Raw genomic sequence first — 26640 nt, forward strand, 5'->3', positions numbered from 1 at the left:
TCGGCCTGAAAGGCAAGAGCTTCAAGCAACCGGCTGGCCCAATCCCGTCTCACGGTGGCTGTGCAAGGCGCGACGCTCTTCCTCCAGAATCGCTTCGCAGATTGCCTCCGGCGAGCATGTCGCCGGCCGGGCGGTGTCGATCAGCAGCACGAATTCGGCGTTGACGGGTTTCGCGGAAAACCGCTGCGAGCTTACCCGGTAGCGTTTGTACGGCTGGATGAAGCTCTGCGTCGCGCCGCGCGCGCAACTGGCCCGCGCCAGATCGAGCAGTGGAATGTTGCCGTCGGTGCTGTAACTGATCGCGATCCAGCGGGCGGCGATGCCGTCGATCAGTTCGGCGAGCGCCAGCGTGGCGAGCCGCGCGCTGTTATAAGGGCTGCGCCGCTCGGTCCGCCAATCGAGCCGGATCGCCGACTTCTCTCCGTGGCCGCCGATCTTCAGGCTGAGCGCGGGCTTGTCCCACAGCGCGACACTGTTGAGAACATGATAGTTTGAGCCATAGGGATGCTGGTTATAGGGCGGGTCGACATAGACGAAGTCATAGTCGCAGCCATGATCGCGGCCGAAGCGCTGGGCATCGAGGCGGGTGACTTCATTGGCCTGGCCATTGTCGAACAGGGCCGCGGGTTCGAGCCGCAGATCGCCGCAAATGCGGTAGCGGGCGGTGCCGTTGCTGCCGCCCCAGCCGGCATGGAAGCCCTTGAACACCCCCGATGTGTTGCTGGTGTAGCAGCATTGATAGAGCAGCGGGGCGATCAGGCAGGCGAATTGCCCGTCATCGAGATCGCCGTTCGCGCGCATCGTCTCCAGCGCCTGGCGGATCGCGTCGATCCGCATGCCATTCTTGCGCATGAAGAACATACGGTCATGGCCGATGACATAGTCGTCGTCGTCGTCGGGGCAGAGATGGTCGGTGATCCACCCCGCAACTGGCGGCAGCGCGTTGAGATAGGCGACCATCCCCGCATAATCGCGCCCGGCGAAGGACGGTGCGGCGTTGCAGCCGATATAGGCGCGGTTGATCTGCTCCGAATAAGGCTCCCAGTCGTTGGCGATGGTGCGGAAGCCCCGCGTCTTGGCGAAGCGCGCGACCACGCCGCTGCCCGAGAAGAGATCGACGAAGCTCGCGCCCGGCGCGATCCCGCTGGCCTCCACCGCATGCTGGATCAGAGGCAGCAGCTTCCGCTTGTTGCCGATATAGGGAATCAGCTGGTTGAAGACGAAATCGTCGGTGCTGCGGGCGGCGTGTTTGCGGCGGTCGTATCGCACTTCTGTCTGCCCCGGCTTTCCCCCCAATCGATAAAGCGTGGGCGGGGTGATGTCGAGCCGGGGGATGCCCGGCGCGGCCGCCGCCGACGGATGGACTAAAAATACCAACAAGGCTGGATAGGCCGGACATCGCGGGTTAAGAACGGATGTTCGAGCATGGCACGACGCCGGCAAGATGATCTGGATATACGGATCACGGCCGGTTCGGATGCGAATGCCGGGAGAGGAGTCTGTTGCGTTGGAGCCGACGAACATCGAGGCGCCGGAATATTTCCATAAGGTCGTCGATTGCCAATGGGCCTGCCCGGCCCATACGCCCGTCCCGGAATATATCCGCCTGATCGCCCAGGGCCGTCATGCCGACGCCTATATGGTCAACTGGAAATCCAACGTCTTCCCGGGAATCCTGGGGCGGACCTGTGATCGCCCGTGCGAGCCCGCCTGCCGTCGCGGCCGGGTCGACGAGGAGCCGGTCGCGATCTGCCGCCTGAAGCGCGTCGCCGCCGACAACAAGGGCGACGTCCAGGCACGGATGCCTGTCCCGCCCCAAAAGAAAATCGGCAAGAAAATTGCCTGCATCGGCGCCGGCCCCTCCTCGATGACGGTAGCGCGCGATCTCGCCCCGCTCGGCTATGACATCACCGTCTATGACGCCGACGCGAAGGCGGGCGGAATGATCCGCAGCCAAATCCCGCGCTTCCGCCTGCCCGAAAGCGTGATCGACGAGGAAATGGGCTTCATCAGCGGTCTCGGCCTGCACATGCGGATGGGCGAGCGGGTCGAAAGCCTCGCGAAGCTGCTGGCGCAGGATTATGACGCGGTCTTCATCGGCACCGGCGCGCCGCGCGGCCGCGATCTTGATCTGCCGGGCCGGCAGGAGGCCGCCGCCAATATCCATATCGGGATCGACTGGCTGTCGAGCGTGTCGTTCGAGCATGTCGACAGCATCGGCAAGCGGGTGATCGTACTCGGCGGCGGCAACACCGCGATGGATTGCTGTCGCACCTCGCGCCGGTTGGGCGGCGAGGATGTGAAGGTCATCGTCCGCTCGGGCTTCGATGAGATGAAGGCCTCGCCCTGGGAGAAGGAGGATGCCCAGCATGAGGGCATACCGATCCACAATTTCCTTGTCCCCAAGGCGTTCACCCATGAGGGCGGCAGGCTGACCGGCGTTACCTTCGAGAAGGTCGCGCCGCTGTTCGCCGACGATGGCCGCCGCAGCCTCCAGCCGACCGGCGAGCCCGACCAGCATTTCGAATGCGACGATGTCCTGATCGCGGTTGGCCAGGAGAACAGCTTCCCCTGGATCGAGCGCGATATCGGCCTCGATTTCGATAAGTGGGGTATGCCCGTCGTCGACGAGACGACTTTCCAGTCGACTGTGCCGCAGGTCTTCTTCGGTGGTGACGCCGCTTTCGGGCCCAAGAACATCATCTGGGCGGTCGCGCATGGCCATGACGCGGCGATTTCGATCGACCATTATTGCCGCGGCACCAATTTGCGGCTGCGCCCGCCGCCCGGCGTCCATGTCTCGTCGCAGAAGATGGGCATCCACGAATGGAGCTATGACAACGATATCTCGCGTGAGGATCGCCAGAAGGTGCCGCTGCTTCCGATCGCCGAGGCGCTCGCCGATGTGAAGGCCGAGGTCGAGCTGGGCTTCGACGATCCGCGCACCTGGGCGGAGACGCAGCGCTGCCTGAATTGCGACGTCCAGACGGTGTTTGCGAAGCCGCTATGTATCGAATGCGACGCCTGCGTCGATATCTGCCCGACCGACTGTATCACCTTCACCGTCAACGGCGCGGAGGAGGAGCTTCGCCCCCGGCTGAAGGCGCCCGCGCTCAACCTGACCCAGGACCTCTACGTCTCCGGCACGCTGCCGACCGGGCGGGTGATGGTGAAGGACGAGGATGTCTGCCTGCATTGCGGCCTGTGCGCCGAACGCTGCCCGACCGGGGCGTGGGACATGCAGAAGTTCCTGACCGAGATGGCGCATGCCGGCGGGACCTTGGCGGGAGGCTGCTCGAAATGACGCGTTCCGGCACGGCGGGGGCGTTCGCCCCGGGGGCGATCAGCGCGGTGAACGATTTCGTCGTCAAATTCGCCAACGTCAACGGGTCGGGGTCGGCATCGGCCAACGGCCTGTTCGTCAAGGCGATCCTGCGAATGGGCGTGCCCGTCGCGGCGCGCAACATCTTCCCGTCGAACATCCAGGGCCTGCCGACCTGGTACGAGATCCGCGTCAGCGGCCAAGGGTGGATGGGGCGGCGCGGCGGCGTCGACCTGATGGTCGCGATGAACCCGCAGACCTGGGATGGCGACATCGCCTCGATCGAGAAGGGCGGCTACCTCTTCTACGATTCGACCAAGCCGATGCCGGCGGACCGGTTTCGCGACGACATCAACATCGTCGGCATCCCACTGACCGCCTTGTGCAACGAAGCCTATGCCGAGCCATCGAAGCGCAAGGTGATGAAGAACATCATCTATCTCGGCGCGCTCACCTATCTGCTCGGCATCGAGCGCGAGGTGGTCGAGACGCTGCTGACCCAGGAATATGCCTCGAAGCCCGCCTTGATCCCGGCGAATATCGAGGCGCTGGCGATCGGCTTCGATCATGCCAGCGAGAATCTCAGGCCGCTCGGGCTGCGGCTCCAGCGCGCCGATGCTGTCGGCGACCGCATCTTCGTCGACGGCAACACCGCCGCCGGGCTGGGCGCGGTCTATGGAGGCGCGACGGTCTGCGCCTGGTATCCGATCACGCCGTCGACGTCGCTCGCCGAGGCGTTCATCGATTATTGCAAGAAGCTGCGCCACGATCCGGACAGCGGCGAGGCGCGTTATGCGATCGTGCAGGCGGAGGACGAGATCGCCTCGATCGGCATGGTCATGGGCGCTGGCTGGAACGGCGCGCGTGCCTTCACCTGCACCTCGGGGCCCGGCATCTCGCTGATGCAGGAGTTCATCGGCCTCAGCTATTTCGCCGAGATCCCGGCGGTGATCTTCGATGTGCAGCGCGGCGGCCCATCGACCGGCATGCCGACCCGCACCCAGCAATCGGACCTGCTCTCGGCCGCCTATGCCAGCCATGGCGACACCAAGCATGTCATGCTGCTGCCCGAGGGGCCCGGCGAATGCTTCGAGTTCGGTGCGCTCGCCTTCGACCTCGCCGACCGGTTGCAGACGATGGTGTTCGTCATGCTCGATCTCGACATGGGCATGAACGAGTGGCTGACCGAGCCGTTCGCATGGGACGACGAGCGCAAGCTCGATCATGGCAAGGTGATGACCGCCGAGATGCTCGAGGCCGGGGCGGACTTCGGCCGCTACAAGGATGTCGATGGCGACGGCATTCCCTATCGCACCCTGCCGGCGACGCATCCGTCGAAGGGCGCCTATTTCACCCGCGGCACCTCGCGCGATCCCTATGCGCGCTATAGCGAGGAGGGCGCGGTCTATGTCGACAATATGGAGCGGCTGCTTCGTAAGTTCGACAGCGCCAAGTCGATCGTCCCCGCGCCTGTCCACCGCAAGGCGGCCAGGCCCACCACCTATGGCGTGATCTATTATGGATCCACTTCCCCGGCGATGGACGAGGCGTTGGCGGGGCTGGAGGCGCGTGGGCTCGCCGTCGACGCGATGCGGCTACGCGCCTTCCCCTTCGCGGGCGAGGTGTTCGATTTCATCGCCGCGCATGATCTGGTCTTCGTGGTCGAACAGAATCGCGATGCCCAGCTGCGCGCGCTGCTGATCAACGAGGGCGGGGTCGATCCGGCGCGTCTCGTCAAAGTGCTCAACTATGACGGCTCGCCGATCACAGCACGCTTCATCCTCGCCGAACTGGCGAAGGGGATGGGCGTGGGGGACAAGGATAGCGTCGGGGAGATGGTGCGATGACCTATATAGCCAAGCCGGCCTTTCATCATCCGTCGCTGCACAGCAACGCGCTCGGCTTCACCCGGCGCGACTATGAGGGCAAGGTCTCGACGCTGTGCGCAGGCTGCGGCCATGACTCGATCAGCGCCGCGATCGTCCAGGCCTGTTTCGAGATCGACCTGGAGCCGCACCGGCTGGCGAAGCTCTCTGGAATCGGCTGCTCGTCGAAGACCCCGGATTATTTCCTGGGCGCGAGCCATGGCTTCAACACCGTCCATGGCCGCATGCCCTCGGTGCTCACCGGCGCCAACCTCGCCAATCGCGACCTGATCTATCTGGGCGTGTCGGGCGACGGCGACAGCGCCTCGATCGGTCTCGGCCAGTTCGCCCATGCGATCCGGCGCGGGGTCAACATGGCCTATATCGTCGAGAATAACGGGGTATATGGGCTGACCAAGGGGCAGTTCTCGGCCACCGCCGACAAGGGCAGCAAGTCGAAGAAGGGCGTGGTCAATTCCGACAGCGGGATCGACCTCGTCGCGCTCGCGCTCCAACTGGGTGCGACCTTCGTCGGGCGCAGCTTCTCGGGCGACAAGGACCAGCTGGTGCCGCTGATCAAGGCGGCGCTGCGGCACAAGGGCGCGGCGTTCATCGACGTGCTCAGCCCGTGCATCGCCTTCAACAACCATAAGGGTTCGACCAAGAGCTTCGACTGGGTGCGCGAGCATAATGAGGCGGTCAATCGCCTCGACGTGATGCAGGATCGCGCGCCGATCACCGCACAATATGAGCCCGGCGCGATGATCGAGGTGGCGCAGCATGACGGATCGGTGCTGCGGCTGCGCAAGGTGGCGGCGGACTATGAGCCGACCAACCGGGTCGCGGCGATGAGCTATCTCAACCAGCGCGAGGCGGCCGGCGAGATCGTCACCGGCCTGCTCTATATCGATCCCGAGGCCGAGGATCTCCACGACGCGCTCGGCACGGTGAAGCGGCCGTTGAACGCATTGTCCGATCGTGAGCTGAGCCCGCCGGCAGCGGCGCTCGACAAGATCAACGCGGCGCTGAGATAAGCGCGGCCCCGGCGGAGGCCGCTGCCGCCGCTAACGCTTTTGCGGTCAGGCCGCCGCATATGACATGGCGGCCCCGGCCTTCGCCGGGGCGAGGATTAATCAGCCTTCGCTCGCTGGCTCCGACTGCAGCTGGATATAATTCTGAATGCCCATCCGCTCGATCATCTCGAACTGCGTTTCGAGCGTGTCGACATGGTCTTCCTCGGAATCGAGGATGTGCTGGAGAAGATCGCGGGTGACATAATCGCGGACCTGCTCGCAATATTGGATGCCGTCGCGCAGCACCGGGAGCGCCTCATTTTCGAGCGCGAGATCGGCCTTGAGCAGCTCCTCGACGGTCTCGCCGATGCGCAGGCGGCCGAGCATCTGGAAATTGGGCAGGCCATCGAGGAACAGGATGCGCTCCGCCAGCTTGTCGGCGTGCTTCATTTCGTCGATCGATTCGCCATATTCGAACTTGGCCAGCTTCGCGATGCCCCAATGGTTGAGCATGCGATAGTGCAGGAAATACTGGTTGATCGCGGTCAGCTCGTTCTTGAGCACCTCGTTGAGGAATTCGATGACCTTCGGGTCGCCCTTCATGATGTATTCTCCGCAATAGACTGGCGGTCTGCTTAGAGCAGTAATGCATCGATTTAAAGGCCGCGCAGTTTTATTGTTTCAAAATAATCCAGTTAAAATATATACTTGAGAGCGATAGTCATTCGCAGCAAGTTGTCGATCGTCATTCGCACAAACAAAAAAGCCGCCCGAAGGCGGCTTGCTGCTGGCGATGGGTCGGCCGGTCAGGCGGCTACGCTCTCTTCCTCAACGATCGATCGGGCATAGGGAATGCACTGTCCGCAGCGGGGACGCCGGCCGAGCGACTGATAGGCGCTCAATGGGCAGCTCGCGCCGTTGCGCACCGCCTCCCGGACATCGGACTCTCTGATGGCATTGCAGACACAGACAACCATGCGGCACCTCTCGAATCATGAGATAGCGCTATTGCGACTGACTATCAATACCATTGCGACGAGTTGCTTGCATGGAATGCGTCATACTGCTCTAGGCGCGGCGATGATCGATACCCCGTCCGATCGCCGGGCCCGGATAGCCGCCGCCTTCGGCCGCGCCGACCGCTATGACGAAGCGGCCGGCGCGCAGCGAATCGCCGCGGATGCGCTTGCGGCGCGTATCGCGACGGCCCCGCTGCCGCCCGCGCCGCGCATCCTCGAACTCGGATGCGGCACCGGATTCCTGACCCGCGCGCTGCACGACGCGATCGGCCCCGCGCGCTGGACGGTCAGCGACATCGCCCCCGATATGGTCGATCGCGCCCGGGCCGCGCTGGACATCGAAGCCGATTATCGCGTCATCGATGGCGAGGCGGTCGATCCGGCGCTCGGGCGATTCGACCTGATCGCGTCGAGCCTTTCCTTCCAATGGTTCGCCGACTTGCCACGGGCGGTGGCGGCGCTGACCGCGCGGCTCGATACGGGCGGCCTGCTCGCCTTCTCGACGATGGCGGCGGACGGCTTTCCCGAATGGACGGCGGCGCTGGCGGCGGAAGGCTTGTCCGGCGGCACCCCGGCCTATCCCGACCGTGCCGCGCTGGCCGCGCTCGCGCCGCTGGGGTTCCGGGCCGATGTCCAACTCGCCGATATCCCTCAGCAGCAAGCCGATGCGGCGACCTTCCTGCGCCGGCTCAAGGCGATCGGCGCGGGCACGCCGGCTGAGGGCTATCGCCCGCTGTCGCCCGCCGCGCTGCGCCAGGCGATGGCGCGGTTCGATGCGGGGCCCCGCATCGTCACCTGGCGGGTTGCCTACTGCCTGATCAGCGGCTGACCGAGACGCCGACCTCGCCTGCGGTCATCCCCGACAGGGCCAGCGTGTAGTGGCCTGCGGTCAGTTCGAAATCGACGATCTTGGCGATGCCGCTGCCCGGCGCGCCATGGCGATGCCCGATCGAGGCGAGCAGCTTGCCGTCGCGGATCATCTCGATCCAGCCCGGCGCGCCGAGCGAGACATGATATAGGCCGGGCTCGTCGATCTCGGCCGACAGGATCGCGCCGAAATTGGCCGGGGCGTGCGGCAGCCTGGGCGGCACTGGGTAGGCGAGCTCGCCCTGCGGGCTGAGGCGGATCGTCGCCGTCTGGCCCGGATCGATCGGGACTTCGGCGAGGGTAGGAGTGGCAAGGAGGAGGGCGGCGGCGACGGCTAATGATGTCAGACGCATTTCCCGATCCCCGTCATTCCAGCGAAAGCTGGAACCTTCATTGGCGCAAAAATAAGGGAGATCCCAGCTTTCGCCGGGATGACGACGAAGAGCCTATATCAGCCGCTGTTGCGCAGCGCGGTCGCGATCGCATTGATCGAGAGCTGGATGCCTTCGCGTACGCGCGGGTCGTCCTCGCCCGCGCGGTGGCGCTTGAGCAGTTCGATCTGGAGCAGGTTGAGCGGCTCGATATAGGGCAGGCGCAGCCGGATCGACTGGTCGAGCGACGGATTCTTCTGGAGCAGCCGGGTCTGGCGGGTGATCGACAACAGGCAATCCTGCGCCATTTGCCACCCATCCCGGATCTCGCCGAAGATCGCCTTGCCCATGTCCTGATCCTCGACCAGCGCGACATAGCGTTCGGCGAGATCCATGTCCGACTTGGCGAGCACCATTTCCAGATTGGCGAGGGTCGACTGGAAGAAGGGCCAGGCTTCGAGCATCTCGCGCAGCAGGCCGATGTCCTTATAGGCCCTGAGCCCCTGGCCGACGCCATACCAGCCGGGCAGCATCACCCGCGCCTGCGCCCAGCTGAACACCCAGGGAATGGCGCGCAGATCCTCGATCCGGTCGCTCTTGGTGCGGCTGGCGGGGCGCGAACCGATTTTCAGGTCGGCGATCTCGGCGATCGGGGTCATCTGGCGGAAGAAGGTGCGAAAGCCCTCGGTCTCATAGACCAGCCCGCGATAGGCCTTGAACGCCGTCCCCGAAATCTCGTCCATCGCCGCGAAGAAGCGTTTGGCGTCGGCGGGCTTGAGCGCGGCTTCCTCCAGGCTGGCGAGCAGCGTCGCGGAGGTCATCGCCTCCAGATTGGCGGCGGCGCTCTCGCGCGTGCCATATTTGGCGGCGATCACCTCGCCCTGCTCCGTGATGCGGATGCGGCCCTGCACCGTGCCATGCGGCTGCGCCAGGATCGCCGCGAAGCTCGAGCCGCCGCCACGGCCGACAGCGCCGCCACGGCCGTGGAACAGCTGGATCGCGGTCCCCGCCTTGGCGAAGACCGGCTTCAGCGCGCTTGATGCCTCGTGCAAGCTCCACACCGAGGTCAGATAGCCGCCGTCCTTGTTCGAATCCGAATAGCCGACCATCACCTCCTGATGCCCACGCGCGGCGGTGATCTCCGAGACCTCTGGCAGCGCGAACCACTTCGTCATCACCTCGGGCGCACGCTGAAGATCGCCGATCGTCTCGAACAGCGGCACCGCCATGATCGCGGCGGTCGGCGGATTGCCGGGAACATAGAGCCCGGCTTCCTTGAGCAGGACGTTGACCTCGAGCATGTCCGACACGCTCTCGGCCTTGGAAATGAGATAGGTGGTGATCGCCTCCGGCCCATAGAGCTTGTGCGCCTCGGCAGCGGCCAGGACGATCTCCAGCTCGGACAGCGTCTCCTCCGAATAGGCGCCGAAGGGGGTGCGCAGCAGCCGCTTCGAGGCGAGTTCGCTGCGCAGCAAATCGACCCGCGCGTCCTCGTCGAGCTTCAGATAGTCGTCCTCGACCCCCGCGACTTTGAGCAGGTCGGCGATCACCCGCTCATGGACATCGGCATTCTGCCGCATGTCGAGCGTGGCGAGATGGAAGCCGAAAGTCTCGACCGCGCGGATCAGCCGGCCGAGCGAGCCGCTGCCCGACAGCGATCCCGCCCCGGTGCGGTTGAGCGCATGTGCGATCTGGATCAGGTCGGCGCGCAGCGACGCGGGGTCCTCATAAAGGCCGCCTTCGGCATCGGTCGCGGGAAGGCGCGGGGGCGTGCGTCCGGTCAGCTGCTGATAGGTCTTCGACAGGCGCGAGTAGATGCCGGTGATCGCGCGGCGATAGGGCTCGTCGCTGCGGGTCGAGCTCTTGTCGCCCGATGCTTCGGCGAGCTTCTCGACCTCCCAGGTCGCCTCGGCCAGCTCGGTCGAGATCGACAGTTCGGCGCCGAGCTCGTGAAGTTGCTGGAGATAATAGCCGACCACCGTCTCCGCCGCCCGCGACAGCGCCAGGCGCAGCGAGTCGGCATTGACGAAGGGATTGCCGTCGCGGTCGCCGCCGATCCAGCTGCCGGGGCGCAGGAAGCTGGCCGGGCGATGTCCGAGCGCGCGTTGCCAGCGCGAATAAAGCGCGGGCAGGGTCGGCAGGAAGATGTCGCGCAGAAAGGCGAGCGCGCTCTCGACCTCGTCGGCCACATAGAGCTTCTCGCGGCGCAGCGGACGGGTCTGCCACAGCAGCGCGATCTGGCGGTAGATCGCCTGGTCGATCAGGTCGCCGTCGGCGGTCTCGGTCCGGCCGATGTCCTTGAGCGTCATCAACTCGGCGATCTTGTTGCGGTGATCGATCATGCTCTTGCGCCGCACCTCGGTCGGGTGGGCGGTCAGCACTGGCGCGATCAGCGCCTTGTCGAGCATGTCGACGACGTTCGAACGCGATATGCCCTGCTTTTCCAGCCGGTCGAGTGCGGCGGCGACGTCGGCGCCCGGCTCGGCGGCGACCCCCTGCCGGTCCTCTGCAAGGTTGGCGAGCATCGAGAAGAGCATGAAGCCGCGCACGAAGGCGAGCGTATCGTCGAGGGTGAGCGCGTCGAGCCCCGAGTCGATCTGATGCGCATCGACGATCCCGCGCGCGCGATCGACCGAGGCCGAGCGGATATATTCGATCCGCCGGAACAGCGCCTCGCCGCCATAGGCCTTGATCACGTCGCCGAGCAGTCGGCCGAGGAAGCGGATGTCGGGATTCTGGGTGATCGGCGGCGTGCTGGACATGGCTGGGATGCTGCGCCGCAATATTTTGGTCGTCAACCCATCACGTCGCCCGGCGGCGGCCGGACGACCAGCGCGCGATCGCGACTTTCGGCATAGGTCCATGGTCGCCCCGGACTCCAGCCCTGCGCGGGTCAGGCGAAAATCTCGTTCAGAAAGTTCCGCATCGCCTGCCACGATCGCGCATCCGCCGCAGGGCTATACATCCCCTCGCGCGCGGGATTGGTGAAGGCGTGGACGGTGTGGCCATAGGCGTGGAGTTGCCAGTCGGCGCCCGCCTCGGTCATTTCGCTGGCCAGGCCGAGCACCGCGTCGGGAGGGGCGAGAGGATCTTCCCAGCCGTGGAGGGCGAGGATCTTCGCGCTGATCGCCTCGTTGGGGAAGGGGGGAGCGTCGTAGAGGCCGTGGAAGCTCACCACGCCGGCAAGCCCGGCACCGCTGCGGGCGAGATCGAGGACGCATTTGCCGCCGAAGCAGAAGCCGATCGCCGCGACTTTCGCCCGATCGACCGGCGCGTCCGCCGCCAGCGCGGCATCGAGCGCGACGCGCAGCCGGGCCTTCAATTCGGCGCGGTCGGCGTCGAGCGTGGCCATCCGGGCACGCGCCTGATCGGCGTCGGCGGGCCAGTGGTCGACCCCATAGACGTCGATCGCGACCCCGACATAGCCGAGCTCGGCGAGCGAGCGCGCCTTGCCCTCCTCAAATCGCGAGCGGCCCATGAAAGTGCCCGCGACCAGCACCAGCGGACGCGGCCCGGGGGCGGCGTCGTCCCAGGTGGCGAAAGCCTCGAAGATGATCCCGCCATGCGCATAGCGGATGGGCCTGGTGACGATCGGCATGATGGCGGTTCCTCTCGAAAAGCTGCTTTTGCGCCGCCTATATCCCAATGCAAGGGTGACAGATTGAAGGCTGCCCATTAAGAGGCGCGTTCCGCCGCGATTAAGGGGAAAAAATGCCGACGCTCGTTCTGATCCGCCATGGCCAGTCGGCCTGGAATCTGGAGAACCGCTTCACCGGCTGGTGGGATGTCGACCTGACCGATCAGGGCGTCGCGGAGGCGAAGGCCGCGGGCGAGTTGATGGCCGCGAAGGGCCTCGACTTCGATATGTGCTATACCAGCTTCCAGACCCGCGCGATCAAGACGCTGAATATCGCGCTCGAGGCCATGGGCCGGCTGTGGTTGCCGGTCGAAAAGGACTGGCGGCTCAACGAGCGCCATTATGGTGGCCTGACCGGGCTCAACAAGGCCGAGACGGCGGCGAAGCATGGCGACGATCAGGTCAAGATCTGGCGGCGCAGCTTCGATATTCCGCCGCCGCTGCTCGATGCGGGCGGTGAGTTCGATCTTGCCGCCGACCTGCGCTACAAGGGCATCGCCATTCCCTCGACCGAAAGCCTCAAGGACACCATCGCGCGCGTCCTGCCCTATTGGGAGGCACGGATCGCTCCCGACCTGAAGGCGGGCAAGCGGGTGGTCATTTCGGCGCATGGCAATTCGTTGCGGGCGCTGGTCAAGCATCTGTCGGGCATTCCCGACGACGAGATCACCCATCTGGAGATTCCGACCGGCCAGCCGATCGTCTATGACCTTGCCGACGATCTCAGCGCCAAGGATCGCTATTATCTGTCCGAGCGGTAAAAGAGCTTTTTGGGGGAGTATTAGCGCATGGCACAGGCGCCGCTGATCGGGATTATCATGGGGAGCCGCTCCGACTGGGAGACGATGAGCCATGCCGCGGAGACGCTGAAGGCGCTCGGCGTTCCGCATGAGACGCTGGTCGTGTCGGCGCATCGCACCCCCGACCGGCTCTATGATTATGCCAAATCGGCGGTCGGGCGCGGGCTGAAGGCGATCATCGCCGGGGCCGGCGGCGCTGCTCATCTGCCCGGCATGACCGCGTCGATGACGCGCCTGCCGGTGCTCGGCGTGCCGGTCGAATCGAAGGCGCTCAAGGGCATGGACAGCCTGTTGTCGATCGTCCAGATGCCCGGCGGCATTCCGGTCGGCACCTTTGCGATCGGCAAGCCCGGCGCGATCAACGCGGCGCTGTTCGCGGCCGCGATGCTAGCGAACAACGATTCCGCGCTCGCCGAACGGCTCGATGCCTGGCGGGCGAAGCAGACCGCCGACGTCGCGGTCGAGCCATTCGACTGATCCTGCGCACATGATTCCGCCCGGCAAGACAATCGGTATCATCGGCGGCGGCCAGCTTGGCCGGATGCTCAGCATGGCTGCGGCCCATCTCGGCTATCGCAGCGCGATCTACGCGCCCGAGCCGAGCGGCCCCGCCGCCGACGTTGCCTCGCGCTGGGTGCAGGGCGCCTATGACGATGTCGATGCGCTGCAGGCTTTCGCCGCGACTGTCGACGTCATCACCTATGAGTTCGAGAATATCCCGGTTGCGCCGCTCGAAGCGTTGCGTGCGCCGCTCGCGCCGCATCCGCGCGCGCTTGGTGTGGCGCAGGACCGCGCGACCGAAAAGGCCTTCGTCAAGGCGATCGGCGGCCGCCCCGCGCCTTGGGCGGTGGTCTCCGAACGCGCCGACCTCGATACCGCGCTCGACCTGATCGGCGCGCCCGCGATCCTCAAGACGCGGCGGTTCGGCTATGACGGCAAGGGCCAGGCGCGATTGAAGGATGTCGCCGACGCCGACGAGGCCTGGGCCTCGCTCGCCTGGGAGCCCGCTGTGCTCGAAGGCTTCGTCGATTTCGAGCGGGAATTCTCGCTGCTGATCGTGCGCGGCGCCGATGGCGCGATGGCGATCTGGGATCCGGTGCTCAACGTCCATGAGGACGGCATCCTCGCCCTGTCGACGGTGCCCGCCGCGCTGTCGCCCGCCACGGTCGCGGCGGCGAAGGCGCTCGCCGAAAAGATCGTCACCGAACTCGATTATGTCGGTGTGCTGGCGATCGAATATTTCGATACCCCCGCCGGTCCGGTGTTCAACGAGATGGCGCCCCGCGTCCACAATAGCGGCCATTGGACGATCGAGGGCGCGGTGACGTCGCAGTTCGAGAACCATATCCGCGCCATTTGCGGCCTGCCGCTGGGCTCCACCGCACGCGCCGCGCCGCGCGTCGAGATGCGCAACCTGATCGGCGATCAGGCGGGCGACTGGGACATCATCCTCTCCGATCCCGCCGCGCATCTCCACCTTTACGGCAAGGGGCAGGCTCGCCCGGGCCGCAAGATGGGCCATGTGACGAAGCTGTTCTTCGATTGATTCAGGCATCGCCCTGGCTGAGGCGGGGAGGCTGCTGAGTGTCGTTGCGGCGAGGCCGGCCCTGATGCGGCGGTCGGCCTATCCCCAGGCTGCCCTTGTCAGGCCGGGCCGTAGCGCAAATGGATCAGCGGATAGGGCCGGCCCTGCCCGTCGAGCGCCGATCGCCCGGTCGCCACGAACCCCATCCGTTCGTAGAAGCGCACCGCCTGTCCGTTCTGCTCGTTGACGTCGGTGGTCATCGCCGGATGCAGTGCCAGGCCGTGCGCCACAAGCGCGCGGCCGACACCGCGGCCATGGAAAAGAGGATCGACGAACAGCGCCTCCATATGCCCACCGTCGAGGAGCATGAAGCCGACGGCGCGGTCTGCCTGATCGACCGCAAGCCACAGCGGCGCTTCGGGCAGGAAGGCGCATAGCATCTCGTCGATCGCGGCGCGGTCCTCGGGCATCAGGAAGCCGTGCGTCGCGTCGACAGCGCCGCGCCATATCTCGATAGCGCGCATGCCGTCCTTCGGTCGCGCAGGACGGATGATCATGGTCGTGGCCATTGCCGGACGGAGGAGGCTCAGCTCCGCCGCACCCCCGTCATTGCCGCCTTGCCCATCGGGCCGATCGTCACCGTGCCTTCCAATCGGTCACCGTCGATCACGGCCTTGCCGATGAGGGTCATCGGCATCGGCTTGGTGGTCGGCATCTTCCAGACCAGCCTGTCGCCCTCGATCCGGCCGTCGATCACCGGCAGCACGCCGATATCGGCGACATTGCTGCCGGTGAAGCTGTCGCCATCGCGGACGATGGTGAACACCGACTTCTGCTCGCCGAACGGCGCCTTGGTCACGCAATCCCAGACTTCGGTTGTCATTTGCCGCTCGCCATCTTCTCGACGGGCAAGCCCAGGGTCTTGAGCTGAGGCTCGACCTTCGCCGCGTCGCCGACGACGACCCACACCAGATCGTCGGGGCGGATCGCGGCGCGGGCGGCTTCGTCCATCTGGGCGGCGGTCATTGTGCGGTAGCGGCCGGGCAATTTGGTGTAATAGTCGTCGGGCCGGCCGAGCGTGTCCATCGTCACCAGCGCGCCAAGCAGGTCGCTCGACGTCTCGAACGATCCCGGCAGCGAACGGATCTGGCCGTTGATCGTGCGTTCGCGCTCCTCGGCATTCACGCCGTCCTTCGTCAGGAAAGCCTTCATGTCGGCGAGCGCGGCGGCGATCGACGGGCCGGTCTGGTCGGTCTGTACCGGCGCGATGAAGTAGAAGGGCATCGTCTCGCGCAGCGTCTGCACCTGGCTGAACGCACCATAGGCCCAGCCCTTGGTCTCACGCAAATCCATGTTGAGCCGCGACAGGAAGCTGCCGCCGACCACCTCGTTTGCGGCCACCAGCGTCAGCGGATCGTCGGTGCCCTTTGCGGGCAGCAGATGGCCGGCCATGATATAGCTTTGCGGGCTTTGCGGCCGGTCGATCAGCACGATACGCGACGGACGCGCCATCCTGTCCATCTTGAAGACCTTGGCGCCCTTGGCAGCCTTCGGCTTGGCCCAGCGTCCGAAGCGCGCCTCGAGCAGCGGCGTCAATTCAGCCAGGGTGGTGTCGCCGGTCACGAAAATCTTGGCATTGTCGGGACGTATCCAAGCGTCGTGAAAGGCAAGCAGATCGGCCCGGGTGACGGCTTTTACGCCCTCCTCGGTCCCGCTGCCCGACAACGGCACGCCATAAGGGTGCGCCGGACCGAACAGCAGCGGCGGCAGCGTCCGCCGCGCGATGCCTCGCGGCTGGGCGTTTTCGGCGGAGATGCCGGCGAGAATCTGGCCGCGCAGCCGCTCGATTTCCGGCGGCGCGAAGGTCGGGCGCTGGACGATATCGGCGAGCAGGTCGAGCGACGGCGCGAGATTGGCCTTGAGCGCGAACATCGACACGCTGGTGCGGTCCATCGTTGCGCCCGATGCGATCTGCGCGCCGAGCCGCTCCTGCGCCTCGGCGACGCCGATCGAATCGAGCTTACCCGCGCCTTCATCGAGCAGCGATAGCATCAGCCCCTGGGTGCCGAGCTTCGCCTTGGGATCGGCGGCGTTGCCCGCGTCGAACGCGACCGAGACGCGCACCGTCGGTACCGTGGTGCGCTGGGCGAACACCACCTGGATGCCGTTCGACAATGTGGTGCGCTCGATATCGGGGAAGGTCAGGTCGTTGATCGCCTCAACCGGCGGGGGGGCGGAACGATCGACACCGGCCTTCTGTGCGACAGCGGCGACACCCGGCGCGGGGGCGCCGCCTTCACGCTTCGGATCGCGATAATAAGCCGGGCTCATGCCCTCGCGCGCGCTGCCGCCTGCGGCCGCCATGTCCGATTCGGTGCGCTCGCCGGGCTCGACCATCAGCCGGTAGGCCGGGCGGCCGAGCCACTTCTGCAATGCCGCACGCACGCTGTCCGGCGTGACGGCGGCCGCGGCGAGGAGGTCCTTCTTGTACTTTTCGGGATCGTTCGAATAGACCGCGCCCTCGGCCAGCGTCACCGCCTTGCCGCTGAAGCCGCCGACCGTCTCCAGGCCGGCTATCTCGCCCGCCACCTGCCGCGTCGCGGCGCGCTTTACCTCATCGGCCGACGGGCCGTTCCTGACGAAGTCGGCAATCAGCGCGTCGAGTTGCTTAGCGACGACCGCGGCATCGACTCCGGGCGTGACGTCGGCGGTGATCTCGACCATCGAAATCTTCTCGAACGGCTGGACCTGCGCCGTCACCGCGACCGCGGTCTTGTCCTTGCGGACCAGCGCATTGTCGAGGCGCGACGAGGCGAGCCCGCCGAGCACGTCCATGCCGATGTCGAGCGGGATCAGATCGGGATCGTTGAGCCCCGGCACCGCCCAGTTGCGGTAGATCCGCGTGGTGGCGACGCGGTCCTTCATCACCTGATCGATCGGCGCGGCCAGCGTCGGCACGGTAACGGCGGCGCGCGCCGTCTCGGGCCCGCGCGGTATGTCGCCGAACCACTTCCGAACCTTCGCCTTCGCGGTCGCGGCGTCGATGTCGCCGGCCAGCACCAGCACCGCATTGTTCGGCCCATAATGGGCGCGGAACCAGTTCTTCACATCGTCGAGGCTGGCGGCGTCGAGATCGGCCATCGAGCCGATCGTCGAGTGGCGATAGGGGTGCCCCTCGGGGAACAGCGCGGCGAGCTGGGCATATTCGACCAGACCATAGGGATCGTTATCGCCCTGCCGCTTCTCGTTCTGAACGACGCCGCGCTGGTTATCGAGCTTCGCCTTGTCGATCGCGCCGAGCAGGTGGCCCATCCGGTCAGATTCGAGGAACAGCGTCATGTCGAGCGCGCCGGTCGGCACGGTCTGGAAATAATTGGTGCGGTCGAACCAGGTCGTGCCGTTCAGATCGGTCGCGCCGATCGCCTCCAGCGGCTTGAAGAAATCCTCATTCGCATTTTCCGATCCGTTGAACATCAGATGCTCGAACAGGTGGGCGAAGCCGGTCTTGCCCTTTGGCTCGTCCTTAGATCCGATATGATACCAGACCGAGACGCCGACGACCGGGGCCTTGCGGTCGGTATGGACGATGACGCGCAGGCCGTTGTCGAGGGTGAAGCTTTCATAGGGAATGTCGACCGCCTTCACGAGGGTGGCGACGGCGGCGGGCTCGGCGGCGAAGGCGAGCTGGGGTGCGGACAGCGAGGTCGCGAGCAACAGCGCGGCCAGCGGACGGACAATGGATCGGCGCATCGGGAAAGGCTTTCCGGAAAGGGAAGATTGCCGCCACTCTAGCCGCTGGCGCGGTGGGTGCAATATCCCTGCACTACGCTGATCGAACGCCATCGTGCGTTGGTCCGGGCAATCGCTGGCAAGTGGACGCCGGGTACGCTTATATCGGCCGTAACGAATTATCAGGAGCGGCGATGCGCCTTGTCCCGGCCGAGTGGAAGACCCTGGCCCAATTCCTTTATCTCCAGCGAATCACCGGTTTCACGGTGCCGCAGCAGATATATTTCGCGGGCGCGGAAGACGCGTTCCGCGAGCGGCTGGCGCAAAGCCGCTCCTATCTTGAATATGGCAGCGGATCGTCGACCCTGATCGCGGCGCATGCCGGTGTGCCGACCGTATCGGTCGAGGGCGACCGCTTTTTTGCGCGGGCGGTGAACAAGGCGCTTCCCGCCGGAGCGTCGGTGCGCTTCGCTCTGCCCGACATCGGCCTGACCGTCGGCTTGTGCCGGCCGTTCAACACGACCCCCACCGCGCGCCGGATGCGGCGATGGGCTCGTTATGTGGCCGCGCCCTGGCCGCTGCTCGATGGCTTTCCCGATTTCATCCTGACGGATGGACGCTTTCGCCTCGCCTGCATGCTGGATGTGGTGCGCCGCGCGCGGGACGGCGGCCACCGGGCGACGTTGATGTGCGATGACTATGCGAACCGCCCGCGCTATCACGCCATAGAAGCCTATATCGGCGCACCGCGCCTCGTCGGCCGCGCCGCCTTCTTCGAGGTTGGGCCGGACGATCAAGCGCGCGCGATCACCCCGGAGATCGTCCATGCGGCGCTGACGGATTGGTACTGAACATGTTGCGATCGACACTTGTGTTGCACAAAGGCAACACCATATCGCGGGACGTAAAAGACAGGGATCAGTCATGAACCTCGAAAAATTCACCGACCGCGCCAAGGGCTTCCTCCAATCGGCGCAGACCGTGGCGATCCGGATGAGTCATCAGCGGATCGCCCCCGAACATCTGTTGAAGGCGCTGCTCGAGGACGAGCAGGGCATGGCCTCGGGCCTGATCAAGGCGGCGGGTGGCGACGCGGGCATCGCGCTGCGCGGCGTCGATGCCGCGCTCGCCAAAATCCCCGCCGTTTCGGGCGGCGGTGCGCAGCAGACGCCGGGTATCGACAACGACCTCGCCCGCATCCTCGATCAGGCCGAGCAGATCGCCCAGAAGTCTGGCGACAGCTTCGTCACGGTCGAGCGGATGCTGCTCGCGCTGGTGCTCGCCTCGACTTCGGCGGTGGGCAAGGTGCTGGCCGAGGCAGGGGTGCGCGCCGAAGCGCTCAACGGTGCGATCAACGAACTGCGCGGCGGCCGCAGCGCGGATACGGCGGGGGCCGAGGACCGTTACGACGCGCTCAAGAAATTCGCCCGCGACCTGACCGCCGCGGCGCGTGAGGGCAAGCTCGATCCGGTGATCGGCCGCGACGAGGAGATCCGCCGCACGATTCAGGTGCTGGCGCGGCGCACCAAGAATAACCCGGTGCTGATCGGCGAACCGGGCGTCGGTAAAACGGCTATTGCGGAGGGGCTTGCCCTTCGCATTGCCAATGGCGACGTGCCGGATGGCCTGAAGGACCGCAAGGTGATGGCGCTCGACATGGGCAGCCTGATCGCCGGCGCTAAATATCGCGGCGAGTTCGAGGAGCGGCTGAAGGGCGTGCTCGACGAGGTGAAGGGCGCGGAAGGTAGCATCGTCCTTTTCATCGACGAGATGCATACCCTGATCGGCGCGGGCAAGTCCGAGGGCGCGATGGATGCCGGCAACCTGCTCAAGCCGGCGCTGGCGCGCGGCGAACTGCACTGCATTGGCGCGACCACGCTCGACGAATATCGCAAATATGTCGAGAAGGATCCGGCGTTGCAGCGGCGCTTCCAGCCGGTGTTCGTCGGCGAGCCGACCGTCGAGGACACGATCTCGATCCTGCGCGGATTGAAGGAGAAGTACGAGCTGCACCATGGCGTGCGGATCACCGACGGGGCGATCGTCTCGGCGGCGACCCTCTCCAATCGCTACATCACCGACCGTTTCCTGCCCGACAAGGCGATCGACCTGATGGACGAGGCCGCGTCGCGGCTGCGCATGGAGGTCGAGTCCAAGCCCGAGGAGATCGAGAATCTCGACCGGCGGATCATCCAGCTCAAGATCGAACGCGAGGCATTGAAGAAGGAGACTGACGCGGCGTCGAAGGATCGCCTCGACGCGCTCGAAGCCGATCTGGTCGAGCTGGAGGAGCAGTCGGCGGCGATGACCACGCGCTGGCAGGGCGAGAAGGACAAGATCAACGCCGAGGCGAAGCTCAAGGAGCAGCTCGACGCGGCGCGGATGGAGCTCGACCAGGCGCAGCGGCGCGGCGATCTCGCCCGCGCCGGTGAGATCAGCTACGGCGTGATCCCCAATCTGGAGCGCGAGTTGGCCGACGCCGCCGGCGCTACCGCCGGGGCAATGCTGCGGGAAGAGGTGACCGCCGAGGACATCGCCGGCGTGGTTGGCCGCTGGACCGGCATCCCGGTCGAACGGATGCTCGAGGGCGAGCGCGAGAAGCTGCTGGCGATGGAGACCGAGATTGGCAAGCGCGTGATCGGCCAGACCGACGCGGTCGAGGCGGTGGCGCGCGCCGTCCGCCGTAGCCGTGCCGGTCTCCAGGATCCGAACCGGCCGCTCGGCAGCTTCCTGTTCCTCGGCCCGACCGGCGTCGGCAAGACCGAGCTGACCAAGGCGCTCGCCGAGTTCCTGTTCGACGATTCGGCGGCGATGGTGCGGATAGACATGAGCGAGTTCATGGAGAAGCACAGCGTCGCCCGGCTGATCGGCGCGCCTCCCGGCTATGTCGGCTATGAAGAAGGTGGCGTGCTGACCGAGGCGGTGAGGCGGCGGCCCTATCAGGTCATCCTGTTCGATGAGGTCGAGAAAGCGCATGGCGACGTGTTCAACGTTCTGCTCCAGGTGCTCGACGACGGTCGGCTGACCGATGGCCGGGGCCGCACGGTCGACTTCTCCAACACGCTGATCATCCTCACCTCGAACCTCGGCAGCCAATATCTGTCGAACCTCGAGGACGGCCAGGATGTCGAGAGCGTCGAGGATCAGGTGATGGACGTGGTCCGAGCCCATTTCCGCCCGGAATTCCTCAACCGCCTCGACGAGATCATCCTGTTCCACCGCTTGGCGCAGGAGCATATGGGCCCCATCGTCGACATCCAGGTCAGCCGGGTCGGCAAGCTGCTCAAGGACCGCAAGATAAAGCTCGACCTGACCGACGGTGCTCGCGCGTGGCTCGGCCGGGTCGGCTATGATCCGGTCTATGGCGCGCGGCCATTGAAGCGAGCCGTGCAGAAATATCTGCAGGACCCGCTGGCCGATGCGATCCTGCGCGGCGAAGTGCCCGACGGGTCGACGCTGACGATCAACGAGGGCGACGGAAAGCTGGAGCTGAAGGCGGATTAAAAACAGGTGGCAGCGCCCGCTGCGCCTGTGTTATTTCGCTACTACGCACAAATTGGGAATCACAAAGCCATGAAGTCGCTTGTCAATGTTGCCCTGATCGCCACCTTCGCCCTGTCCTCGGCCGCCTTCGCTGCCGACGGTGAGAAGAAGGAGGCTCAGGACCCCGATCGGCTGATCTGCAAATCGGAAGAAATCGTCGGTAGCCGCCTCGCCAAGCAGAAGCGTTGCCTCACCAAGGCCCAGTGGGCCGAAGACCGGCGTATCCAGAAGATGGCGATCGATCGGGCACAGACCGCGCGCTACAAGAACAACTGATCCGGCGACGGCTCATCCTGGGGCTCACGCCTCGGGATGGGCCCGCCCTCAAATCCGGTAGCCCATCCCGTCCGCCCATGGCTTGAGGATCGGCAGCACGTCTTTCATCTGCACGCGATAGCGTTCCCAGCGGCCCGCCGATCGCGTGTAGATCGGCTCGGTAACCTGCGAGTAGCTGGCGGTGCGGATATGCTCGCGCTTCGCCGCGCTGCCGCGATTGTCGAGTACCTTGTCGTCCCATGGGATGTCGAGGAAGCCGAGCAGCCGACGCATTTCCCCCTCCAAATCCTCGACCATCCGCTCATAGCGGATCCGGATGACATCGATCGGCAGGTTCGCCTCGGCGCGCGTCCAGCCGGTCGAGGCGACGTCATATAGTCGCGCCGCGCTTTCCAGGCTGGTGAAACTCAGCATCGCGCGATTCAGCTCGAAACTCGACATGAAGCCGCTGAGCACGCAATCGCAAGGGTGACGCTCGACAAAGATCACTTTCGCGTCGGGGAAGACCCTGTGAATGATCCCCATTCGGGCCATGTGAAGCGGGAATTTGTCGACCACCCGCTGTCCCGGCTGCGGTGGCGAAACCTCCGCCAGCGTGTCGAAATAACGGGCGCGCAGCGCGTTAGCCTCGATGCTGGAAATCTCGCCGATCCGCGCCGGATCGCCCAGCATCGTCTCGACCGAGCGGACGATCGGCATTTCCTCAAGCACGTGCAGCATCGGCAGGTTCATCAACAATGTGTCGAGCAGCGTCGTTCCCGAACGTGGGAAACCGACCAGGAAGATCGGCGCGGGCGGGGCCGGATCGACGCTGATCTCGCTCCAGCCGGCGATTTTCTCGGATGTCAGCTGGTCGGCATTGGCACGGATTTCGTCGAGATAGGGCGCGGGATCGCGTTGCCCAGCCGGTGCCTTGTCGAGCGAGGCGATATTCATCATTTCGAAGGCGGTGAAGGCTGTGTTTGCATCGCCGAGCCGGTCGGCAATCTCTGCGATCAACTGGGAGCGACGAACGGGGTTAATCGTCTCGGGAATTGCTTGGGCGAGGGGTAGCGCCTCCTCGAACCGGCCTTGGCGGCGAAGCAGCCACGCTTTGATGAAGCCTGTCTCTCCCACCGACAAACCACGCGCCTCGGCCTCCGCGGCCAACTCCGCAAGCGCGTCGACACGATTGAGATTTTCCAGCAGCACCGCCAGTTCGAGATAGGCCGAGATCGACTTGCCGTTGAGACGGATTGCAGCACGAAAGGCGAGCTCTGCTTCTGCGAAAGCACGCATTGAGGCTTCGGCCATGCCCAGCTCGAGCTGGACTTCGGCGTCGTCCCCGCCGCGTGCGGCGGCATCCCGCATCACCGCTTGCCGCTCATCGAAGCGCTGCATCTCGGCAAGCAGCTTTGACAGATTGACATAGGGCAGCATGATATCGGGGCGGAGTTCGATCGCCTTGCGCAGCAGCGGCAGTGCGCCCTCGCCATCGCCGATCGCGGCATGGAGATTGCCGAGATTGTTCCAGCTTTCGAAATCGTCGGGAAAGGCCGCAACGACCTCCCTATAATCGGCGATCGCCGATTCGAGCCGCCCCTGGCGATGATGAACATAGGCGGCAAGCCGCAGCAGTTTCGGATCACGGCCGCCGTCCGCGCAGATCGCGGCGGCGTCATCGAATGCCTCACTCTCGATCAGCGCGCGGATCAGATTATTCCGTGTCGCGTGGTCTTCGGGGGCGAGCGCCAGCGCCTCGCGAAGCCGGGCGATACCGGTCGGCAGATCTCGCGTACGGCAGGCGAGCATGCCCGCCAGCGCCAGCAGCGGCTGATCCCTCGGGATCGATCGCAATATCTGTTCGGCGGCGTTGAGTGCACCAGGCAGATCGCCGATCTTGATACGGGCGAAGACAGGCGCGAGATGGGGGGGCGGGAGACTCATCCGGAGCAATACTCAATCGAAGGGAAGGGCGATGTCGAAGGCGACGCTGAGGCGTTCGCCGGTCCGATAGGGAAGCGTACCGTGCCACATGGTCGATGGAAAGAGCACCAGCCGGCCAGGGCGCGGCTCGATAGTGCGGGCGGGCGCGATCGGCAGGCCGAGCTCGGCTTGGGGCGCACCCAGGGTCAGCCAGCCGGACTGTCCGCCGGCGGTCGTCTCCGACGGTAACGCGACATAGAAGGCCGAGCTGATCCAGCCCGCGGGATGGACATGATTGGCATGATGGCCGCGCCCCGCCAGTCTCACCGACCAGCTGCCGGCGAAGCGCGGTCGATCGGGACGGCCGAAGGCGAGCAGCGGGTGACGGGGATCGGGCTTCGGGAGCTTTCGAACATGATCCGCCACCGCCTCGACGATCAGCGCCCGCAACGCCTGTATCTCGGGTTCGACCCGGCTGAATAGCGGCCCGTCGGTTTGAGTGCCACCGCGCACCGACTGGTCGAGATGCTGGCCCTTGGCGCGGTGCAGTCCGCGCAGGCCGATCGCAAGGCGGGTCATGTCGGATACCCGATCTGCAAGATCGACGACGCTGACAAACGCCGGATCGTCGTCGAGCCATGCGGCGCGGGGATCGCCCGACAGCCGCCAGGCGATCGCCGCATAGGGCCACATCGCGCGCTGCGGTCCGCGCGGGGAGAGCCAGCGCTCGATGATCGGCAGCGCGGCGTCGATCCGCCCGGTCCGCAACAGATGGCGGACATGGCGCACCGCGACCGAGATGTCCGATTGCGCCGGCAGTGCCGTAAACAGCGCATCAGCGGCGGCGACATGGCCGGTCTCGGAAAGCACCGCCGCTTCGTTCGTGGTAAGCAGGGCGCTCTCGCCTACGGCCGCGCGTCCTCGCCGGATCGCATCTAGCGCGCCGTCATAGCGTTCGGCCTGGACCAGCGCGACGACCAGCGTCCGCCAGAGACGGCCATCCTGCGGATGCGCGTCAGCGGTGCGGTTGAGCGTCTCGAAAGCCCGTGCCCGATCGCCCATCATCCAGCGCAGATGCACCAGACGATCATGACCCGCATACCAGCCGGGATGCTGAGCGAGCAGATTCTCCAGCTCCGCAAGCGCGGTCGCGCCGTCGCCGACGGCAACCCGTGCGGCGATGCGGCCGAGCAGAACATCGCCATTGCTCGGCGCGAGCCTGTGGGCCGTGTCGAACAGCGCCACGGCGTCGATCCCGGCTTCGAGGGCGACCTGTGCGCGGCCTTGCGCGATCCTCGCATCTTCGGGCGCGAGCAATGCGGCGGCATTGAGCGCAGCAAGTGCAGACTCGTGCTGGTCGATCGCGCGGTGGAGTAGACCGGTCCACTGCCACAGCAAAGCGTTGTCACGCGCTCGCTCGGCTGCCGCGGTGAGGAGCGGCAAGGCGATATGCTCGGCCTGACGCGCCGCGGCAGCTTCGGCGAGCGCGGTCACCGTAGCGACGTCGTCAGGGCGAGCGTTGGCCCGCTCGACAAGCTGGTCGAATGTGCTCACAGGCCGGTGACCTCCCCGCCTTCGGCTTCCAGAAGCGCGCGCACGGCGTTTTGTTCGGTGTTGCCGAGGCCGGGATGCCAGATATCGATGATCAGGATGACGCGCAGTTCGTCGCTGGGGTTCATCGCCTCATGCTCGATCGTGTCGTCGAAGACCCAAGCTTCGCCGCGTTTCCATTCGCGCGTTTCCGCGCCGACGCGGAACCAGCAGCCTGGCGGGACGATCAGCGGCAGGTGGCAGACCAGCCTGGTGTTGGCGACGCCGTTATGTGGAGGAATGCGGGTGCCGGGCGCGAGCAGCGAGAACATCGCATTGGGCGAGCAGCGCCCGATCTGCGGCTGCGGGAAGGCGGTAAGCAGCTCCATCGTGCGCGGGCAATGCCGGGCATTGGCATCGATGCGCTCGCCATATTGCCAGAGGTGGATCGCGGTCCAGTCGCGGCTGTGGTTGAGCGCCTTCCACTGCGCGAGCGGCGCGCCCGCGGGATATTGGATATAGGGGACGAGCTCGGCGCGTTCGGCGGCGGCGACAGCCTCGAACTCGGCCTGGATGACGTCGGTCGCGGCTTCGAGTTCGCCGAGCCAGGGAAACAGGCTGCGATCGTGATATTCCCGCTCGATCAAGCCCGGATAATGGAAATGGGTCGGCTCGGCGTGCCAGACACGGGTGCGCCGCAGCGCGTTGTCGCGGAAGCGGGCGATCCGCGCTGCCTCCTCGCTATCGGCCACGCGTTCGGCCTCGGCCATCGCGGCTCGCAGCCGAGTCTCCTTATCTTCTAGCCAGCGGTCTCGAACCTCCTCGCCCCGTTTGATCGCTGCGGCGATCTGCGGATTGGCGATGCTGGCCGGGCGCTGGGCGAGCGCCTGCGCATAGGCTTCGCCGGCGTCGGCGAGGCCGAGATTGTCCTTGAGACTGGCGCGCATCAGCAGCGCCATGAAATCGAGTGGGGAAGCCGCGAGCGCAGACTCGATCGCGGCGAGCGCACCCTGCCGGTCGCCCGTGGCGCGCAGCATTGCCGATCGTTTGAGATGTAGGTCGAAATTGCCGGGGGCGATGGCCGCCGCCTTGTCGAGCAGCGCCAGAGCTTCGCCGATCGCACCACGCGCTGCGGCGGCATCGGCAGAGCGCTGGAGATCGGCTGACTGCGAGGGAGACGCCATCCGTATACCTTAGATAGTGGCTCACCAAAAGAAAGAGGCGGCGGGGTCGCCCCC

22 protein-coding genes are annotated in these 26640 nt (G+C 65.7%); 10 read left to right on the forward strand and 12 right to left on the reverse strand.

The window, feature by feature from the left end:
- Window positions 1-21: 21 nt before the first annotated feature.
- A complete protein-coding gene (locus WP12_RS13530) occupies window positions 22-1377 on the reverse strand; it encodes a DNA adenine methylase (protein ID WP_235399138.1) in 1356 nt (451 codons plus the stop codon).
- Window positions 1378-1507: 130 nt separating this feature from the next.
- On the opposite strand from WP12_RS13530, the gene WP12_RS13535 reads away from it, so the two are divergent.
- Genes WP12_RS13535 through WP12_RS13545 form a run of 3 tightly spaced genes read left to right on the forward strand, consistent with a single transcriptional unit; the run spans window position 1508 to window position 6221 of the window.
- A complete protein-coding gene (locus tag WP12_RS13535; protein WP_046194208.1) occupies window positions 1508-3304 on the forward strand; it encodes an FAD-dependent oxidoreductase in 1797 nt (598 codons plus the stop codon).
- Entirely contained in the window at window positions 3301-5169 is a 1869-nt protein-coding gene (locus tag WP12_RS13540) for a 2-oxoacid:acceptor oxidoreductase subunit alpha (RefSeq protein WP_046194209.1), read from the forward strand. Before WP12_RS13535 ends, WP12_RS13540 begins: the two co-directional genes overlap by 4 nt.
- Window positions 5166-6221 (forward strand): 2-oxoacid:ferredoxin oxidoreductase subunit beta, encoded by a 1056-nt coding sequence (locus WP12_RS13545; RefSeq protein ID WP_046194210.1) that lies wholly within the window; start codon window positions 5166-5168, stop codon window positions 6219-6221. The genes WP12_RS13540 and WP12_RS13545 overlap by 4 nt, the downstream gene beginning before the upstream one ends.
- Before the next feature lie 99 nt (window positions 6222-6320).
- Here the strand turns inward: WP12_RS13545 and bfr are convergent, their stop codons facing one another.
- On the reverse strand, window positions 6321-6803 hold the full coding sequence (bfr, locus tag WP12_RS13550; protein WP_046194211.1) for a bacterioferritin: 483 nt from the start codon (window positions 6801-6803) through the stop codon (window positions 6321-6323).
- A 203-nt stretch (window positions 6804-7006) separates the two neighbouring features.
- Entirely contained in the window at window positions 7007-7177 is a 171-nt protein-coding gene (locus WP12_RS24180; protein ID WP_084691149.1) for a (2Fe-2S)-binding protein, read from the reverse strand.
- Between the two features lie 103 nt (window positions 7178-7280).
- Here WP12_RS24180 and WP12_RS13555 point away from each other — a divergent pair, with 103 nt between their 5' ends.
- Window positions 7281-8048 (forward strand): methyltransferase domain-containing protein, encoded by a 768-nt coding sequence (locus tag WP12_RS13555; protein WP_046194248.1) that lies wholly within the window; start codon window positions 7281-7283, stop codon window positions 8046-8048.
- On the opposite strand, the gene WP12_RS13560 is transcribed toward WP12_RS13555, so the two are convergent.
- The 3 genes from WP12_RS13560 to WP12_RS13570 all read right to left on the reverse strand — a co-directional run bounded on the left by WP12_RS13560 (window position 8038) and on the right by WP12_RS13570 (window position 12055).
- A complete protein-coding gene (locus tag WP12_RS13560; protein WP_052730382.1) occupies window positions 8038-8439 on the reverse strand; it encodes a hypothetical protein in 402 nt (133 codons plus the stop codon). The genes WP12_RS13555 and WP12_RS13560 overlap by 11 nt on opposite strands.
- Before the next feature lie 98 nt (window positions 8440-8537).
- Window positions 8538-11219, reverse strand: a complete 2682-nt coding sequence (gene ppc, locus WP12_RS13565) for a phosphoenolpyruvate carboxylase (protein WP_046194212.1) — start codon at window positions 11217-11219, stop codon at window positions 8538-8540.
- 131 nt (window positions 11220-11350) lie between these two features.
- Window positions 11351-12055 carry a dienelactone hydrolase family protein gene (locus WP12_RS13570; protein WP_046194213.1) on the reverse strand — a complete coding sequence of 235 codons (705 nt, stop codon included), beginning with the start codon at window positions 12053-12055 and terminating at the stop codon, window positions 11351-11353.
- Window positions 12056-12168: 113 nt separating this feature from the next.
- Between WP12_RS13570 and gpmA the strand changes: the two genes are divergently transcribed.
- The 3 genes from gpmA to WP12_RS13585 are packed head-to-tail and all read left to right on the forward strand — an operon-like array spanning window position 12169 to window position 14440.
- Window positions 12169-12855: a 2,3-diphosphoglycerate-dependent phosphoglycerate mutase gene (gene gpmA / locus WP12_RS13575; protein ID WP_046194214.1), complete on the forward strand. Its 687-nt coding sequence runs from the start codon at window positions 12169-12171 to the stop codon at window positions 12853-12855.
- A gap of 27 nt (window positions 12856-12882) precedes the next feature.
- The gene (gene purE, locus WP12_RS13580; protein WP_046194215.1) at window positions 12883-13371 is read left to right on the forward strand and encodes a 5-(carboxyamino)imidazole ribonucleotide mutase; all 489 of its coding nucleotides are present in this window, start codon (window positions 12883-12885) and stop codon (window positions 13369-13371) included.
- A gap of 10 nt (window positions 13372-13381) precedes the next feature.
- Window positions 13382-14440 carry a 5-(carboxyamino)imidazole ribonucleotide synthase gene (locus WP12_RS13585; protein ID WP_046194216.1) on the forward strand — a complete coding sequence of 353 codons (1059 nt, stop codon included), beginning with the start codon at window positions 13382-13384 and terminating at the stop codon, window positions 14438-14440.
- 98 nt (window positions 14441-14538) lie between these two features.
- Here the strand turns inward: WP12_RS13585 and WP12_RS13590 are convergent, their stop codons facing one another.
- Genes WP12_RS13590 through WP12_RS13600 form a run of 3 tightly spaced genes read right to left on the reverse strand, consistent with a single transcriptional unit; the run spans window position 14539 to window position 18169 of the window.
- Complete coding sequence (locus tag WP12_RS13590; protein ID WP_200894530.1) at window positions 14539-14976, reverse strand: acetyltransferase; 438 nt, start codon at window positions 14974-14976, stop codon at window positions 14539-14541.
- A gap of 29 nt (window positions 14977-15005) precedes the next feature.
- On the reverse strand, window positions 15006-15302 hold the full coding sequence (locus tag WP12_RS13595) for a hypothetical protein (protein ID WP_046194218.1): 297 nt from the start codon (window positions 15300-15302) through the stop codon (window positions 15006-15008).
- Complete coding sequence (locus WP12_RS13600) at window positions 15299-18169, reverse strand: M16 family metallopeptidase (RefSeq protein WP_046194219.1); 2871 nt, start codon at window positions 18167-18169, stop codon at window positions 15299-15301. Before WP12_RS13600 ends, WP12_RS13595 begins: the two co-directional genes overlap by 4 nt.
- Window positions 18170-18342: 173 nt before the next feature.
- On the opposite strand from WP12_RS13600, the gene WP12_RS13605 reads away from it, so the two are divergent.
- The 3 genes from WP12_RS13605 to WP12_RS13615 all read left to right on the forward strand — a co-directional run bounded on the left by WP12_RS13605 (window position 18343) and on the right by WP12_RS13615 (window position 21967).
- Window positions 18343-18999, forward strand: coding sequence for a hypothetical protein (locus WP12_RS13605; RefSeq protein ID WP_052730383.1), 657 nt, complete (start codon window positions 18343-18345; stop codon window positions 18997-18999).
- 73 nt (window positions 19000-19072) lie between these two features.
- Complete coding sequence (clpB, locus tag WP12_RS13610) at window positions 19073-21652, forward strand: ATP-dependent chaperone ClpB (protein WP_046194220.1); 2580 nt, start codon at window positions 19073-19075, stop codon at window positions 21650-21652.
- A gap of 69 nt (window positions 21653-21721) precedes the next feature.
- Window positions 21722-21967, forward strand: a complete 246-nt coding sequence (locus tag WP12_RS13615) for a hypothetical protein (RefSeq protein ID WP_046194221.1) — start codon at window positions 21722-21724, stop codon at window positions 21965-21967.
- A gap of 48 nt (window positions 21968-22015) precedes the next feature.
- Here the strand turns inward: WP12_RS13615 and WP12_RS13620 are convergent, their stop codons facing one another.
- From WP12_RS13620 to WP12_RS13630, 3 genes are read right to left on the reverse strand one after another with little or no spacing between them, the layout of a single operon-like run.
- Window positions 22016-23893, reverse strand: coding sequence for a tetratricopeptide repeat-containing sulfotransferase family protein (locus WP12_RS13620; RefSeq protein WP_046194222.1), 1878 nt, complete (start codon window positions 23891-23893; stop codon window positions 22016-22018).
- 12 nt (window positions 23894-23905) lie between these two features.
- Entirely contained in the window at window positions 23906-25426 is a 1521-nt protein-coding gene (locus WP12_RS13625; protein ID WP_046194223.1) for a 2OG-Fe(II) oxygenase family protein, read from the reverse strand.
- Window positions 25423-26586 carry an aspartyl/asparaginyl beta-hydroxylase domain-containing protein gene (locus WP12_RS13630; protein ID WP_046194224.1) on the reverse strand — a complete coding sequence of 388 codons (1164 nt, stop codon included), beginning with the start codon at window positions 26584-26586 and terminating at the stop codon, window positions 25423-25425. Before WP12_RS13630 ends, WP12_RS13625 begins: the two co-directional genes overlap by 4 nt.
- Window positions 26587-26640 lie beyond the last annotated feature (54 nt).

This window comes from Sphingomonas sp. SRS2 (assembly GCF_000971055.1).
In the GTDB taxonomy this organism is placed as follows: domain Bacteria; phylum Pseudomonadota; class Alphaproteobacteria; order Sphingomonadales; family Sphingomonadaceae; genus Rhizorhabdus.

Bases quoted from the DNA above. Each gene is read 5' to 3' on its own strand.
- WP12_RS13540 (WP_046194209.1), top strand. From the start codon at position 3,301: ATGACGCGTTCCGGCACGGCGGGGGCGTTCGCCCCGGGGGCGATCAGC.
- WP12_RS13545 (WP_046194210.1), top strand. From the start codon at position 5,166: ATGACCTATATAGCCAAGCCGGCCTTTCATCATCCGTCGCTGCACAGC.
- bfr (WP_046194211.1), bottom strand. From the start codon at position 6,803: ATGAAGGGCGACCCGAAGGTCATCGAATTCCTCAACGAGGTGCTCAAG.
- WP12_RS24180 (WP_084691149.1), bottom strand. From the start codon at position 7,177: ATGGTTGTCTGTGTCTGCAATGCCATCAGAGAGTCCGATGTCCGGGAG.
- WP12_RS13555 (WP_046194248.1), top strand. From the start codon at position 7,281: ATGATCGATACCCCGTCCGATCGCCGGGCCCGGATAGCCGCCGCCTTC.
- WP12_RS13560 (WP_052730382.1), bottom strand. From the start codon at position 8,439: ATGCGTCTGACATCATTAGCCGTCGCCGCCGCCCTCCTCCTTGCCACT.
- ppc (WP_046194212.1), bottom strand. From the start codon at position 11,219: ATGTCCAGCACGCCGCCGATCACCCAGAATCCCGACATCCGCTTCCTC.
- WP12_RS13570 (WP_046194213.1), bottom strand. From the start codon at position 12,055: ATGCCGATCGTCACCAGGCCCATCCGCTATGCGCATGGCGGGATCATC.
- gpmA (WP_046194214.1), top strand. From the start codon at position 12,169: ATGCCGACGCTCGTTCTGATCCGCCATGGCCAGTCGGCCTGGAATCTG.
- purE (WP_046194215.1), top strand. From the start codon at position 12,883: ATGGCACAGGCGCCGCTGATCGGGATTATCATGGGGAGCCGCTCCGAC.
- WP12_RS13585 (WP_046194216.1), top strand. From the start codon at position 13,382: ATGATTCCGCCCGGCAAGACAATCGGTATCATCGGCGGCGGCCAGCTT.
- WP12_RS13590 (WP_200894530.1), bottom strand. From the start codon at position 14,976: ATGATCATCCGTCCTGCGCGACCGAAGGACGGCATGCGCGCTATCGAG.
- WP12_RS13595 (WP_046194218.1), bottom strand. From the start codon at position 15,302: ATGACAACCGAAGTCTGGGATTGCGTGACCAAGGCGCCGTTCGGCGAG.
- WP12_RS13600 (WP_046194219.1), bottom strand. From the start codon at position 18,169: ATGCGCCGATCCATTGTCCGTCCGCTGGCCGCGCTGTTGCTCGCGACC.
- WP12_RS13605 (WP_052730383.1), top strand. From the start codon at position 18,343: ATGCGCCTTGTCCCGGCCGAGTGGAAGACCCTGGCCCAATTCCTTTAT.
- clpB (WP_046194220.1), top strand. From the start codon at position 19,073: ATGAACCTCGAAAAATTCACCGACCGCGCCAAGGGCTTCCTCCAATCG.
- WP12_RS13615 (WP_046194221.1), top strand. From the start codon at position 21,722: ATGAAGTCGCTTGTCAATGTTGCCCTGATCGCCACCTTCGCCCTGTCC.
- WP12_RS13620 (WP_046194222.1), bottom strand. From the start codon at position 23,893: ATGAGTCTCCCGCCCCCCCATCTCGCGCCTGTCTTCGCCCGTATCAAG.
- WP12_RS13630 (WP_046194224.1), bottom strand. From the start codon at position 26,586: ATGGCGTCTCCCTCGCAGTCAGCCGATCTCCAGCGCTCTGCCGATGCC.